Annotated in this window: 13 protein-coding genes; 11 read left to right on the plus strand and 2 right to left on the minus strand. The window is 69.4% G+C overall.

All coding sequences use genetic code 11. The annotated features are described in order from the left end of the window. Positions 1-40: 40 nt before the first annotated feature. The 11 genes from C1933_RS00610 to C1933_RS00660 all read left to right on the plus strand — a co-directional run bounded on the left by C1933_RS00610 (position 41) and on the right by C1933_RS00660 (position 11,267). Positions 41-517, plus strand: coding sequence for a histidine phosphatase family protein (locus C1933_RS00610; protein WP_108748018.1), 477 nt, complete (start codon positions 41-43; stop codon positions 515-517). 4 nt (positions 518-521) lie between these two features. Beyond that, on the plus strand, positions 522-1,148 hold the full coding sequence (locus C1933_RS00615; RefSeq protein ID WP_108751770.1) for a YceI family protein: 627 nt from the start codon (positions 522-524) through the stop codon (positions 1,146-1,148). Further along, positions 1,145-3,196 carry a phospholipase D family protein gene (locus C1933_RS00620; protein WP_108751771.1) on the plus strand — a complete coding sequence of 684 codons (2,052 nt, stop codon included), beginning with the start codon at positions 1,145-1,147 and terminating at the stop codon, positions 3,194-3,196. Before C1933_RS00615 ends, C1933_RS00620 begins: the two co-directional genes overlap by 4 nt. A 9-nt stretch (positions 3,197-3,205) precedes the next feature. After that, entirely contained in the window at positions 3,206-3,640 is a 435-nt protein-coding gene (locus C1933_RS00625) for a hotdog fold thioesterase (protein ID WP_108748021.1), read from the plus strand. A gap of 5 nt (positions 3,641-3,645) precedes the next feature. Continuing rightward, entirely contained in the window at positions 3,646-4,665 is a 1,020-nt protein-coding gene (locus C1933_RS00630; protein ID WP_108751772.1) for a 3-oxoacyl-[acyl-carrier-protein] synthase III C-terminal domain-containing protein, read from the plus strand. Then, positions 4,665-5,672: an NAD-dependent epimerase/dehydratase family protein gene (locus C1933_RS00635; protein WP_108751773.1), complete on the plus strand. Its 1,008-nt coding sequence runs from the start codon at positions 4,665-4,667 to the stop codon at positions 5,670-5,672. Before C1933_RS00630 ends, C1933_RS00635 begins: the two co-directional genes overlap by 1 nt. After that, positions 5,659-6,492, plus strand: a complete 834-nt coding sequence (locus tag C1933_RS00640; RefSeq protein ID WP_108751774.1) for an MBL fold metallo-hydrolase — start codon at positions 5,659-5,661, stop codon at positions 6,490-6,492. The genes C1933_RS00635 and C1933_RS00640 overlap by 14 nt, the downstream gene beginning before the upstream one ends. Positions 6,493-6,679: 187 nt before the next feature. Next, positions 6,680-7,471, plus strand: a complete 792-nt coding sequence (locus C1933_RS00645; protein WP_108748025.1) for a lysophospholipid acyltransferase family protein — start codon at positions 6,680-6,682, stop codon at positions 7,469-7,471. Between the two features lie 7 nt (positions 7,472-7,478). After that, positions 7,479-8,513, plus strand: a complete 1,035-nt coding sequence (locus tag C1933_RS00650) for an alpha/beta fold hydrolase (protein WP_108751775.1) — start codon at positions 7,479-7,481, stop codon at positions 8,511-8,513. A 56-nt stretch (positions 8,514-8,569) separates the two neighbouring features. Beyond that, a complete protein-coding gene (locus C1933_RS00655; RefSeq protein WP_108751776.1) occupies positions 8,570-10,648 on the plus strand; it encodes a tetratricopeptide repeat protein in 2,079 nt (692 codons plus the stop codon). 10 nt (positions 10,649-10,658) lie between these two features. Then, the gene (locus C1933_RS00660; protein ID WP_108751777.1) at positions 10,659-11,267 is read left to right on the plus strand and encodes a YbhB/YbcL family Raf kinase inhibitor-like protein; all 609 of its coding nucleotides are present in this window, start codon (positions 10,659-10,661) and stop codon (positions 11,265-11,267) included. 165 nt (positions 11,268-11,432) lie between these two features. Here C1933_RS00660 and C1933_RS00665 read toward each other — a convergent pair whose 3' ends face one another. Further along, complete coding sequence (locus tag C1933_RS00665) at positions 11,433-12,266, minus strand: META and DUF4377 domain-containing protein (RefSeq protein WP_108751778.1); 834 nt, start codon at positions 12,264-12,266, stop codon at positions 11,433-11,435. A gap of 72 nt (positions 12,267-12,338) precedes the next feature. Beyond that, complete coding sequence (locus C1933_RS00670; protein ID WP_108748030.1) at positions 12,339-13,133, minus strand: undecaprenyl-diphosphate phosphatase; 795 nt, start codon at positions 13,131-13,133, stop codon at positions 12,339-12,341. Positions 13,134-13,325: the final 192 nt, after the last annotated feature.

The following is a 13,325-nucleotide window of genomic DNA, read 5'->3' on the forward strand; positions in this document are numbered from 1 at the left end:
TCCTTCCTGTGTCACTCCCGTAGGCCAATGGAAAACTGCAATGCGTGAACTGATCCTGCTGCGCCATGCCCATGCCGAACCGGCCACCCCTGGCCAGGCTGACCTTGACCGGCCGTTGTCGCCGGTGGGGCTGGCCGAGGCCGAAGCCGCCGGCAAGTGGCTGAAGGACAACAACCTGCTGCCCGACTGTGTGCTGTGCTCGCCGGCGCGGCGCACCCGCGAAACGCTGGAAGCGGTGATGGCGGCCATCGGCTATGTCGAAAAGCGCCTGGAAGACAGTGTCTACGAGGCCACCCCCGGCACCCTGGCGGCGCTGGTCGATGACCGCCGCGACCTGGACCGGCTGCTGATCGTCGGCCACAACCCGGGCCTGGAACGGCTGGTGGCCCTGATGACCGAAGGCACCAGCAGCGACTACCGGGGCATGCCGCCGGCGGGCGTGGCGGTGCTGGGCTTCCCCCGCGAGGCCAGCATCGAGCCCGGTGTGGCCAGCTTGAACGCGTTCTGGTGGCCGTGAAGCCATGAGCCTGGCGTTGCCGGGCCGCTGCCTGCTGGCCTGGCTGCTGCTCCCCGGCGCAGCCTGGGCCGGGGTGCCGGCGCCCTCTACCCCCACCTCCCTGCCGCCGGTGGTGAGCGAAGCCCGGCGCACGATGCTGCTGGACCTGGAACGCTCGCAGATCGGCTTCGAGGTGCGCTCGCGGCTGGGCCAGCGCATCGAAGGCGTGTTTCCGCATTTCGAAGGGCGGGTGGACGTGCTGTCCGACGGTCGCCACCAGGTGCACCTGAAGATGTTCACCCGCACCGTGGAAATTCCCGGCAAGGAACGCTACACCGGCTGGATGCGCGGACCCGAATTCTTCGATGCCGGGCGCTATCCCTTCGTCGAATTCGACTCGCTGCCGTACTGGCCGGAAACGGTCGAACGTGGCGGTGAGATCCAGGGCCGGCTGACCCTGCGCGGCGTCAGCCATCCTGAATCGCTGCGGGTAGAGAAGGCGGAATGTGGCCGACCCGGCTATGATTGCGATGTCGTCAGCCGCGGTACCGTGCAACGAGGCCGGTACGGCATGGACAGCTGGCAGCTTGCCTTGAGTGACCGAGTGACTTTCGTATTGCGCGCGCGCCTGAGCGAGGCGTCCAAACCGTGAATTTCCTGTTGCGCGTGGTAGCGCTGGCAACGGTGTTGCTGGGCAGCGGGTGTGCGTCGTTGTCGCACGCCCAGCGTGACCGTGCCGAGGCCATCGCCGTGCAGGCGCGCTCGACCCAGGTCGATTGCCAGCGCGCCGACCGCTGCGCGCAGGATTCACCGCTGCGCGCCCTGGCCGGCCGTGCCTTCAGCGAATCCACCGATACCCAGCCGCGGCACTACGCCACCCTGCTGGACGAGGGCGAGGGCGCGCTGGTGGCGCGCCTGAACCTGATGCGCAGCGCTACCCGCAGCATCGACCTGCAGACCTACATCTTCGACAAGGACGACAGTGCGCGCCTGGTCATCGACGAACTGCTGGCCGCCGCCCGGCGCGGGGTGAAGGTGCGGGTGCTGATCGACCAGCTGTCGGCCATCTCCGACCTGCAGATCCTGGGCGCGCTGTCCGGCGCCCACCAGAACTTCCAGCTGCGGGTGTACAACCCGACCTTCGGCAAGGCGCGGTTGAATTACTTCGACTACGCCGGTAGCGTTCTGTGCTGCTTCCGCCGCTTCAACCAGCGCATGCACAACAAGCTGCTGGTGATCGACGACGCCATCGGCGTGGTGGGCGGGCGCAACTACCAGGACGACTATTACGACTGGGACCGCGAATACAACTTCCGCGACCGCGATGTGCTGATTGCCGGCCCCGAAGCGCGCGCCATGGCCGCCAACTTCGATGCGTTCTGGCGTGCCCCGCGCAGCGTGCCGGCCGAGCGCCTGAACGATGTCGGCCGCACCCTGCTCAACGAGGGCGTGCCGACGTTGCCGCCCGCGCAGTTCCGCCGCCCCGAACGGGTGGAGCGGGTCAGCGAGGAGGCCAACGACCAGGGCTTCATCACCCGCAGCTTCGTGGACACCGCACTGCCGGTAGCCTCGGTGCGCTACGTGGCCGACCTGCCGCGCAAGCACCGCCGCGAGCGTGCCGACGCGCCCCTGGCCGGCCAGCACGTGACCGAACCGCAGCTGGACAACCTGATTGCCGGTGCGCAGAAGGAAGTGATCCTGCAGACCCCGTACCTGGTGCTGTCCAAGCCGGCGCAGGCGCTGTTCCGCGACCTGCGCAAGCGGCCCGAACCGCCGCGCATCGTGGTGTCCAGCAACAGCCTGGCGGCCACCGACAACCCCATCGTCTATGCGCTGTCGTACAAGTACAAGCGGCGCAACATGCGCGAACTGGGCTTCAATATCTTCGAATACAAGCCGTTCCCGCTGGATGCGCCGGTGGACTACCGCAACCTGCTGCCCGATCCGATCGCCGGCACGGGCAGCGAGGCGAGCGGGCGCAGCAGCCTGATCGGTGGCAGCGCGGCTGGCAGCAATGCTGGCGGCAACGATGCGCCGCCGGCGCCGCAGGTGGACAGCGAGCCGGTGCGCCGGGTCAACCCGCGGCTGGGCAGTGCCTACGAAAACGGCCGTGCGCGCCGTCGCGCCGCCGGCAGCGAGGTGGAAACCCGCCTGCTGCGTACTGAAACACGCCCCTCGTTCCTGGGCAGCAAGGCCGTGAACAAACCCCTGCCCGTGACCCGCAAGGGCGCGCGCATGGGCCTGCACGCCAAGTCGCTGGTGGTCGACCGCCGCATCGGCGTGGTCGGTACCCACAACTTCGACCCGCGCAGCGAGAACTACAACACCGAAGGCGCGGTGATCATCGACGACCCGGTGTTCGCCGAACAGCTGGCGCAGAGCATCCTGCGCGACACCCACCCGCAGAACGCGTGGACGGTGGCGCCGCGCACCAAGCCGCCGGTGTTGTCCGGGCTGAACTACAGCGTGGGCAAGGCCTCCGAAGCCTTGCCCATCCTCGATTTCTGGCCGTGGCGCTATGCCACCGACTACGAGTTCCAGCCCGGCCCCGACTGCCCGCAGCCGTTGCCGCGGCAGAGCCCGGATTTCCATACGTGTTATGTGGCCGTGGGTGACTTCCCGGAAGTCAACGTCGGCCCGAAGTGGTTGCTGGTGCGCATGCTGACCGCATTCGGCGCCGGTCTCGTTCCCATTCTCTGAAGGTGCCCCATGCCGCAGGTGTTCCGCGAAGCCGTCTCGATCGACCAGCTCAATGCGCTCAGCCGCAACACCGCCATCCAGTCGCTGGGCATCGTCTTCAGCGCCGCCGGTGAGGACTGGCTGCAGGCCACCATGCCGGTGGACGAACGCACCCGCCAGCCGTACGGCATCCTGCACGGTGGCGCCTCGGTAGTGCTGGCCGAAACCCTGGGCAGCAGCGCCGGCAACCTGTGCGTGGATACCGCCAAGCAGATCTGCGTGGGCCTGGAAATCAACGCCAACCACGTGCGCGCAGTGCGCTCGGGCACCGTCACTGGCACGGCGCGTGCGCTGCACGTGGGCCGCAGCACCCAGCTGTGGGAAATCCGCATTGAAGACGAGCAGGGCAAGCTGGTGTGTGTGTCCCGCCTGACCCTGGCGGTGGTTGCAGCAGGCCACGGCTGAGCTCGGTGGCCGCGGTGCCTTCCAGCGCAGCGTTGCCGCTGCGCATCGTGTCCAGCGGCGCCTGGCTGCCGCGCCGGCGCATCGCCTCGACCGTGTTCGACCAGCGCTGGAACAAACCGGCGGGCTGGGTCGAACGCCACAGTGGCGTAGCCAGCCGCGCCCATGCCGATGCAGACGAGCGTGCCTCGTGGATGGGCGCGCAGGCCGCGCGCGATGCGCTGCAGCGGGCCGGGCTGGGGTTGGGCGACATCGACTGCATCATTTCCGCGTGCGGGGTGATGGAACAGGCCATTCCCTGCCAGGCCGTGCTGATCCAGCGGGCGCTTGGGCTGGGCGACAGCGGCGTGCCTTCCTTCGATGTGAATGCCACCTGCCTGGGCTTCGTGGTGGCGCTGGAAATGGCCGGCAGCCTGCTGGCGTTGCAGCGCTACCGGCGCGTGCTGATCGTGTGCAGTGATATTCCCAGCGCCGGGCTCGACCCCGATGACCCGTTGACCGCGCCGTTGTTCGGCGATGGCGCCGTGGCGGTGCTGGTCGAACGTGCCAGCGACGACCAGGCATCGGCCCTGCTGGCCACGCGCCTGCGCAGCTACGGCGATGGCGCAGCGTTGTGCCAGGTGCCGACCTGCGGCACCGGCATGCGCCTGCACGATGGGCCCGAGGCCTACCGCGCCGCGCACTACTTCCAGATGCAGGGCCGCGCGCTGTACCGCGAGGCGGCGCGGCGCCTGCCGGGTTTCCTGCAGGACCTGCTGGCCAGCGCCGGCATCGACCTGCAGGGCTGCGATGTGATCGTGCCGCACCAGGCCAGCGGCCAGGCCCTGGGCCACCTGCAGCGCGTGCTGGGTCTGCCGCCGCAGCGGCTGGTGCGCATCCTGGCCGAGCACGGCAACCAGTTGGCGGCATCGCTGCCGATGGCCCTGCACCAGGCCCTGCTCGATGGCCGCCTGGTGCGCGGCGGGCACGCCCTGCTGATCGGTACCGGGGCCGGCCTGGCCCTGGGCGGCGCGGTGCTGCGCTACTGATGGCACGCGTCCTGGTCACCGGCGCCAGCGGTTTCATCGGCCAGCACGTGGCACGCGCGCTGGCCCGCGACGGCTGGCAGGTACGCGCCAGTGGCCGCGATCTGGCCCGCCTGCAGCCGCTTGCACTGGACGGCATCGAAGCCTGGCCCGGCGATCTGGCGCAGGCGCCGCTGCAGCCCCTGCTGCAGGGCTGCCAGGCGGTGGTGCACTGCGCGGCGTTGTCCCAGCCGTGGGGCCCGGCGGCAGACTTCCAGCGTGCCAATGTGCTGGCCACCCAGCGCCTGCTGCAGGCCGCACAGGCGGCCGGCGTGGACCGCTTCGTCCACCTGGGCTCGCCCAGCATCTACTTCCGCTTCGCCGACCAGTACAACGTGGGCGAAGCGTTCCAGCCGCCGGCGCGCTGGATCACCGACTACGCACGCAGCAAATGGGAATCGGAACTGGCCGTGGCCAGCGCCGCAGGGCAGGGCCTGCACACGGTGGTGCTGCGCCCGCGCGCGGTGTTCGGGCCAGGCGACCGCGCCATCCTGCCGCGCCTGCTGGCCGTGGCCGCCGCTGGCCGCTTCCCGTTGATCCATGCGGGCCGCGCGATGATCGACGTGACCCCGGTGGACGATGCCGTGCAGTCGGTGCGTTGCGCCCTGCGCGCCGGCCACGCATGCGCCGGTCGTGCCTACAACATCAGCGCCGGCGAACCGGTGGCCGTGCGCGCGCTGGTGCAGGGGCTGTTCCAGGCGATGGGGCTGCAGGTGCAGCTGCGCAACGTGCCGCGCCGCGTCGCGCTGGCTGCCGCCGGCGTTGCCGAGACACTGGCCCGGCTGCGCCCGGGCTGTCCCGAACCACGCCTGACCCGCTACGGCGTGGGCGTGCTGGGCTATTCGCAGACCCTGGATATCAGCGCCGCACGGCGTGATCTGGGCTACCAGCCGCAGGTGGGCGTGCAGGCCGCATTGCAGCAGTTCGCCGACCACTGGCACCGCAGCGGAGGGCGCGATGCTGCGCTTTGAGTGGGAACTGCTGGAAGCCGGCCACTGCGTGCACCGGCAGCGGGCGGTGCGCCAGGGGGCCAGCTGGCGTCGCTGCGAATTCCCCGCGCTGGTGGCACTGCTGCGCCACCCGCAGCGCGGCTACCTGTTGTTCGACACCGGCTATTCCGACGCCTTCCTGCAGGCCACCGCGCGCTTTCCCGAGCGCCTGTACCGGTGGGTCACGCCGGTGCACCTGGCCCCCGGCCAGAGCGTGCGCGCACAACTGCAGCAACGTGGCATCGGCACAGACCAGATCCACCAGGTGGTGCTGTCGCACCTGCATGGCGACCACGTCGGTGGCGTACTCGATTTTCCCGGCGTGCCGCTGCTGTGTTCGCGCGCCGCCTGGCAGGACCAGGCCGCACGCGGTCGCCTGCGCGCGCTCAGCGTGGGCCTGCTGCCCGCCCTGACCCGCGATGCCGCCCCGCGCATGCGCTGGCTGGAAGAACTGCCGGAAGTGGACCTGCCGGCTGCGTTCGCCGCCTTCGGCAAGGGGCGCGACGTGCTGGGCGATGGCAGCCTGCTGGCAGTACCGCTGCCCGGCCACGCGGTGGGCCAGCATGGGCTGCTGTTTGAAGGGGCCGACGGCCGCCCGGTGTTCCTGGTGGCCGATGCAGCGTGGTCCAGTGGCGCCATCGCCGATGGCGTGCCGCCGCCGCGCCTGGTCACCGCCCTGCTGGGCCACACCGGCGCCTACCGCCAGACCCTGCAGCGCCTGCAGCACGTCGGCCGGCAGGTGGATGACCTGCAACTGGTGCCGGCGCATTGCGGGCAGTGGCGGCCGCGCGCCCCCCGGTAGAGTCGAGCTTGCTCGACTGCCCTTCGCGGCCCGGTTGATTCCGCGCCAGAAGCCGTCGATCAAGCTCCACCCCACCGCCATACGGCGCCGTCAACAGGACACCGTGTTCCTGCCCATGGCCTCCGTCAATAGGACTTATGGCCGAAATCGGCTGGCAGCGATGGCAGCCCTCCGGTATCGTTCGCGGATGACTTCCCCCACTCCGGCCCCCCGCGGCGGCGTGGCGCGTGTGTGCCGTTACCTGTACCGCGTACCGCTGCTGTTGGTCCATATCTTCGTGTTCCTGCCGCTGACCCTGATCGGCATGCTTCCGCCGTGGGCCGATATCCGTGTCGGCCAGGTCCGGCTGGGCGCCAAGGTGGTGAACCTGTGGCAGGGCGGCCTGATGTGGATCTTCGGCTTCCGCCTGTCACGGGTGGGCGAGCCGTTGCCCGGCGCCGTGCTGTTCGTCGCCAACCACGTCAGCTGGGTCGATATCAGCATTCTGCACAGCCAGCGCATGATGGGCTTCGTGGCCAAGCGCGAAATCGCCAGTTGGCCGGTGGTGGGTTGGCTGGCCGCGCGTGGCCAGACCATCTTCCACCAGCGCGGCAACACTGAATCGCTCGGTGGCGTGATGCAGGTGATGGCCGAGCGCCTGCGCGAAGGCAAGGGCGTGGGTGTGTTCCCGGAAGGGCGTACCCGTGGCGGCCACGAAGTGGGTCCGTTCCACGCGCGCATCTTCCAGGCCGCGGTCGAAACCGGCGTGCCGGTGCAGCCGGTGGCGCTGATCTACGGCGCACACGGCAACGCGCAGACCATCGTGGCATTCGGCCCCGGCGAAAGTTTCTTCGCCAACTTCCTGCGCCTGCTGGGTGAACCGGCGCGGCGCGCGGAAGTGCATTTCCTGGCGCCGATCGGGGCGCAGGACCTGGAAGGCCGCCGGCGCATCGCCGAAACCTCGCGCGCGCGCATCGTCGCGGCCATGGAAACGGCGTAAGGCGGCGGTGGCCATAGACCCGCCACCGTCCCTGTCGGCTGTACCGCCGATGCTCACTGCGGCCGATTACCAGCCGCCGCGCTGGCTGCGCAACCCGCACCTGCAGTCCATGCTCAGTTCCAGCCGCATGCGCCTGCAGCGCGGCCTGCTGCTGCTGGCCGCCACCGGTGCGGTCAGTGAAGAACTGATCCTGGACGGCGGCGATGGCGTGCGCCTGCAGGGCTGGCACAACTACATCGAAGGGCGCGAGCCCAAGGGCATGGCCCTGCTGCTGCACGGCTGGGAAGGCAGCGCCGAATCCAGCTACATGCGCATGGCGGCCGCGCGCATGATTGAAGAAGGGTTCGACGTGGTGCGGCTGAACTTCCGCGACCACGGCAACACCCATCACCTCAATCCCGGCATTTTCCATTCCAACCGCATCGACGAAGTGGTGCAGGCCACCGGCGATATCGCGCGGCGCTGGCCGGGGCTGCCGCTGGTGGCGGCCGGCTATTCGCTGGGCGGCAACTTCGTGCTGCGGCTGGCCCTGCGCGCGCCCGCCGCCGGCGTGCCGCTGCTGCAGGTGGCCTCGGTCTGTCCCGTGCTGGATCCGGCCCTGACCATGGAAAGCATCGAGAACGGCCCGGCCATGTACGACTGGTACTTCCGCCGCAAGTGGGCCGGCTCGCTGCGCCGCAAGCGCGATCTGTTCCCCGAACTGAGCGACTGCGACGACCGCGTACTGAAGCTGGACATCCGCGCGCTCACCGCCTGGCTGGTGGAACGGCATACCGATTTCGGCTCGCTGCAGGCCTATTTCGACGGCTATTCCATCGCCGGCGACCGCCTGTCCACGCTGCAGGTGCCGGCCGATATCCTGATGGCCCAGGACGATCCGGTCATTCCGTACTCCACCTTCGGCAACTGGCAGTTGCCGCAGCAGGCACGGCTGGAAACCGCGTGCTGGGGTGGCCACTGCGGGTTCCTGGAAAACTGGCGTGGCGATGGCTTTTCCGAACGTTGGGTGGCCCAGCGCCTGCGCCGGGTACTGGGCGGCTGAACCGGCAGCACCGCGCGGCCCGCTACAATGCGGGTTTGCACTTGAACCGGACCGCCATGCAAGACCAGATCATCCAGGCGCTGCGCCAGAACCAGGCCGACCAGGCCGTGCAGCTGGCCCAGGCGTGGACCCACGACGAACCGGGCCAGGCCCAGGCCCACCGCTGGCTGGCGCTTGCGCTGCAGCAGCAGGGCCAGCCGCAGGCCGCGCTGGACGCGCTGCAGCAGGCACTGCAACTGGCCCCCGACGACGCCCAGCTGCACCTGCAGCAGGCCGGGCTGCTGCTGGCCCTGCGCCAGTTCGACGGTGTTGACGATGCGCTGCTGCGCACCACCGACCTGAACCCGAATGCGTTCCCGGCCTACCTGATGCAGGCCCACCTGGCCATCAGCCGCAACGACTTCGATGAAGCGCAGCGCCTGTCCACCCTGGCCGGCCGGCTGGAGCCGGATCATCCGGAACTGCTGACCATCGATGGCATGGTGGCCCTGCGCCGCGGCGATGCCGACCGCGCACTGGCCCTGCTGTCGGCCGCGGGCCAGGCCCTGCCGGATGACCCGCGCGTGCTGTACGCGCTGGGCTTTGCCTACCTGGGCAAGGACATGCTGGCCTTCGCCGAACAGGCCTTCCGCCGCGTGCTGCTGCTGAACCCGGCCATCACCTCGCTGCATGGCCTGGTGGTGCAGCTGGCGCTGCGCCAGGGCAACCTGGACGCCGCCGCCGAGGCCATGCAGGTCGCCCTGCAGCAGCCGTCGCTGGACGTGCCGCCGATGCGCCGCCTGGCCGGTGAACTGTCGCTGCGCAGCGGCCAGCCGCTGCAGGCACTGGAACACCTGCTGCCGCTGCTGGATTCCCAGCCCGAAGACCGCCAGGTGCTGCAGCTGCTGCTGATGGCCTGGCAGCGACTGGGCCGCGAAGAAGAAGCGCGCGCACGCCTGGACGCGGTGCTGGAGACGAATGCTTCGCTGCACGACCCGTGGCTGGCCCGCCTGGCCGTGGAAGAAGTGGGCAGCGATGCCGCCGTGGCCGTGGTCGAGCGCTGGATCGCCGCCATGCCTGCGCACCTGCCGGCACTGGAAGCGCGCATGCGCCTGCACGACATGGCCGGCCAGCACGCCGAGGCCGAAGCAGTGGCCGAACGCATCGTGGCGCTGGAACCGGGCCGGGTGAGTGCCGAAACCCGCCTGATCGACGGCCTGATGCAGCGTGACCCCGACGCCGCCATCGCCCGTGTGCAGGCGCTGATCGGCCAGGCAGGCGAGGGCGCGCAGAGCGACCTGCGTACCTGGCTGGGCGAAGTACAGGACCGCGCCGGCAAGCCGGCCGATGCCCTGCGCACCTGGTTGGCCCTGCAGACCGAGCAGGCCCCGCAGCGCCTGCCGCTGCCGCCGCAGGCCAAGGCGCCGCCCAGCTGGCCGGCGCTGGCCGAGATTGACGAGGCAACGCGCCAGAGCGGTTCGGCGCCGATCTTCCTGTGGGGTGCACCGGGTTCGGGCGTGGAACGGGTTGCCACGGGTCTGGCGGCCGCCAGCCCGGTGCTGCGCAGCGATCGCTACACCAACACCCCGCCCGACGATGCCTTCCAGAACTACCACACCCTGCAGGACCTGGCGTCGGGCGTGCTGACCCCGGAACGCCTGGTGCAGCGCTGGCGCGAGCAGTTGCCGGCGCGTGGCGTGGAAGATGACACCATCATCGACTGGCTGCTGTGGTGGGACAACGCGCTGCTGTGGTCGCTGCGCCCGCAGTTGCCGCAGGGCCGCCTGCTGGTGGTGCTGCGCGACCCGCGCGACATGTTGCTGGACTGGGTGGCCTACGGCTCGGCCGCGCCGCTGGCGATGACCTCGCTGGCCGAGGCCGCCGAGTGGCTGGCGCGTGCGCTGGCCCAGGTGGCCAGCCTGCACGAGGACGATCTGTACCCGCACGTGCTGCTGCGCATCGATGCCATCGGCAATGATCCGCGCGCGATGGCGGCCATGCTGGAACAGTTGTTCGAGCGGCCGATGCCGGTGGCCCCGCAGCTGGGTGCACCGCGCTTCCCGCCGGGCCACTGGCGCGTCTACCGCGACGTGATGAATGCCGCCTTCGCCCAGCTCACCCCGGTCGCGGTGCGCCTGGGTTACCCGGAAGAATAAGGAGAGCCTGATGCAACTGAGCAGCCACAGCCTGGTCAACGGCGCCCCGGTGCCGCGCGAATTCGCCGCCGGCGATGCCAATGGCTTCGCGCCGGACCGCAACCCGCACCTGGCCTGGAGCGAGGTGCCGGCCGGCACCCGTTCCTTCCTGCTGGTGTGTGTGGACCCGGATGTTCCCACGGTGCCGGAAACCGTCGGCCGCAGCGACATGACCGTGCCGCGCGACCAGCCGCGCTGCGATTTCGTGCATTGGGTGATGGCCGATATTCCGGCCGACGTGCACGAGATCGCTGCCGGCAGCTGCAGCGATGGCTTCGTGGTGAAGGGCAAGACCGCGCCCACCGGCCCGGTCGGCAGCCGCCAGGGCGTGAACGATTTCACCGGCTGGTTTGCCGGCAATCCGGACATGGCCGGCGATTACCTGGGCTACGACGGCCCGTACCCGCCGTTCAACGACGAGCGCGTGCATCGCTACTTCTTCCGCGTGTTCGCCCTGGACGTGGCCAGCTTGGACCTGCCGCAGCGTTTCACCGCGAACGACGCCTACCGCGCCATGCACGGCCACGTGCTGGCCGAAGCGGCGCTGCACGGCACCTACACGCTGAACCCCGCGCTGTAAGCCCAACCGCGCCGTCGTAGAGTCGAGCCATGCTCGACTTGGCCCTCTGTAGAGTCGAGCCATGCTCGACTGCATGAGAAGCAGTCGAGCAAGCTCGACTCTACCAAGCAGCAGTCGAGCATGGCTCGACTCTACCCAGCAGCAGTCGAGCAAGCTCGACGCTACTTATTTCTTCTCGATGGCCGACTCGACCACCATGTCCAGCACGTATGCCTGCGACTGTGCATCGGCCGGCGGGTTCTTCACTGCGTAGCGCTTCACCCGCACCACGTTGCGCACGCCGTCTTCATGCGTGTAGCCCTCGATGTTGCCGTAGAAGTTCTCGAACGCGCCCGGGGTGCCCTGCTTCAGGCCCTTGTCGTCGAACTTCACTTCACGCACCTGCAGGCACTGGTAGTCCGGAATCAGCGGGTGCGAGCACTTGGCGGTCTTCGCTGCCACTTCCAGGAACACCGTTTCGCCCGGCCCGCCGTAGCGCGTTTCCGCGGTGGGTTCGGCCGCGAACACCAGCACGTCGCCCTTGGCGGTGGTCAGGGTCAGGCTGCCGTCGGCACCCTGGGCGGTCTTCAGTTCACCCTGCAGGCGGCTCGACACGGCTTCATCCAGCGCCATCACCGCAGCGTCGGTGCAGGCCATCTGGGTCGATGCCATCGGGCTGATCGTCAGCGTGCCCTCGGCCAGGGTGTAGCTGCCGCCCATGCGGTTGCAGGTATTGCTGATCGACACGCGGCCGTCGGCGAAATCCAGCGTGACCGGCGCGTCGCTGCGGGCGAACAGTGCGTCGATGCGGGCGCCGTCGGCGCCGGTGGCCTGCTGCAGGCGCCAGTGCTGGCTCTGCAGGCGCTGCGCATCCAGATGGGCCACGGCCTTCTGGTCGCCAGCCTTGGCGGCCGCCGGGGCCAGGTCATCGCCGCCGGTGCCGGCCGGTGCGGTGGTCGGGGTCTGGCTGCAGGCGGCCAGCAGGGCCAGCGGCAGGAGCAGGGTAACGGTGCGCTTCATGGTGGATCTCCTTGGGAACCCGGATGCAAACGGATCACGGCCGGGCAGGGGGTTGGCCTGCCCCGGCGTCGTTCAGCTGCCGGACGGCAACCACAGCAGCAGCGCCGCGCCCAGCGCGATGCGGTAGAACGCGAACGCGGTGAAGCGGTGCGACTTGATATAGCCCAGCAGCCACTTCACTACGACGAAGCCGGTGATGACCGCGGCAACGAAGGCCACGCCCACGTCGGTCCAGTTCTCGCTGGCCAGCTTGCCTTCCTTGGCCAGTTCCAGGAACGCGTAGGCACTGGCGGCGAACATGGTGGGAATGCCCACCAGGAAGACGAATTCAGCGGCGGCCGCGCGCCGGCTCAAGCCCAGCAGCATGGCCAGGAAGATGGCCGAGGCCGAACGCGAGGTGCCGGGGAACACGCCGGCCACCACCTGCGCCAGGCCCACGCCGATGGCCACGGTCCAGGTTACCTGGTCGCGGTCGGGCAGGCGCGTGGTGTAGGCCTCCACCAGCAGCATCCAGATGCCACCGATGATCAGCGCCCAGGCCACCGGGCTGACCGTTTCCGGCAGCTCCCAGCCCAGCATGCGCACCGGCAGGCCGACCACGGCGGTCACCAGGAACGCGGCGCCCAGCTTGAACACGTAGTCGCGGTTCTCGCGCTGGCCCAGCCCGGTGGCCAGTTGCCACAGGCGCTGGCGGAACACCAGCACCACGGCCACGATCGCGCCGGCCTGGATGATGATGTTGAAGAAATCCGAACGCGGGCCCAGCCAGTGCTGGGCGATCAGCAGGTGGCCGGTGCTGGAGATCGGCAGGAACTCGGTCAGGCCTTCGAGGATGCCCAGCAGCAGGGCGGAGAGCAGGTCGTACATGGGCAGGGCAGGCACGTTCGGTGGCGGGAACAAGCCCGAGAGAATAGACCATCCCTGCCGCACCAAACGGGTGCGCGTGGGGCGCTGTGCACCCCTTTGGTGCGCACGGTCGTGCACCCCGCTGGGGCGTGCCATTGCAAATCAAGCAGTTGCGGCCAAGAAAAAGTTGGCACGGTCATTGCTGTACCTCAG

Source organism: Stenotrophomonas sp. ZAC14D2_NAIMI4_6, assembly GCF_003086875.1.
Taxonomy (GTDB): domain Bacteria; phylum Pseudomonadota; class Gammaproteobacteria; order Xanthomonadales; family Xanthomonadaceae; genus Stenotrophomonas.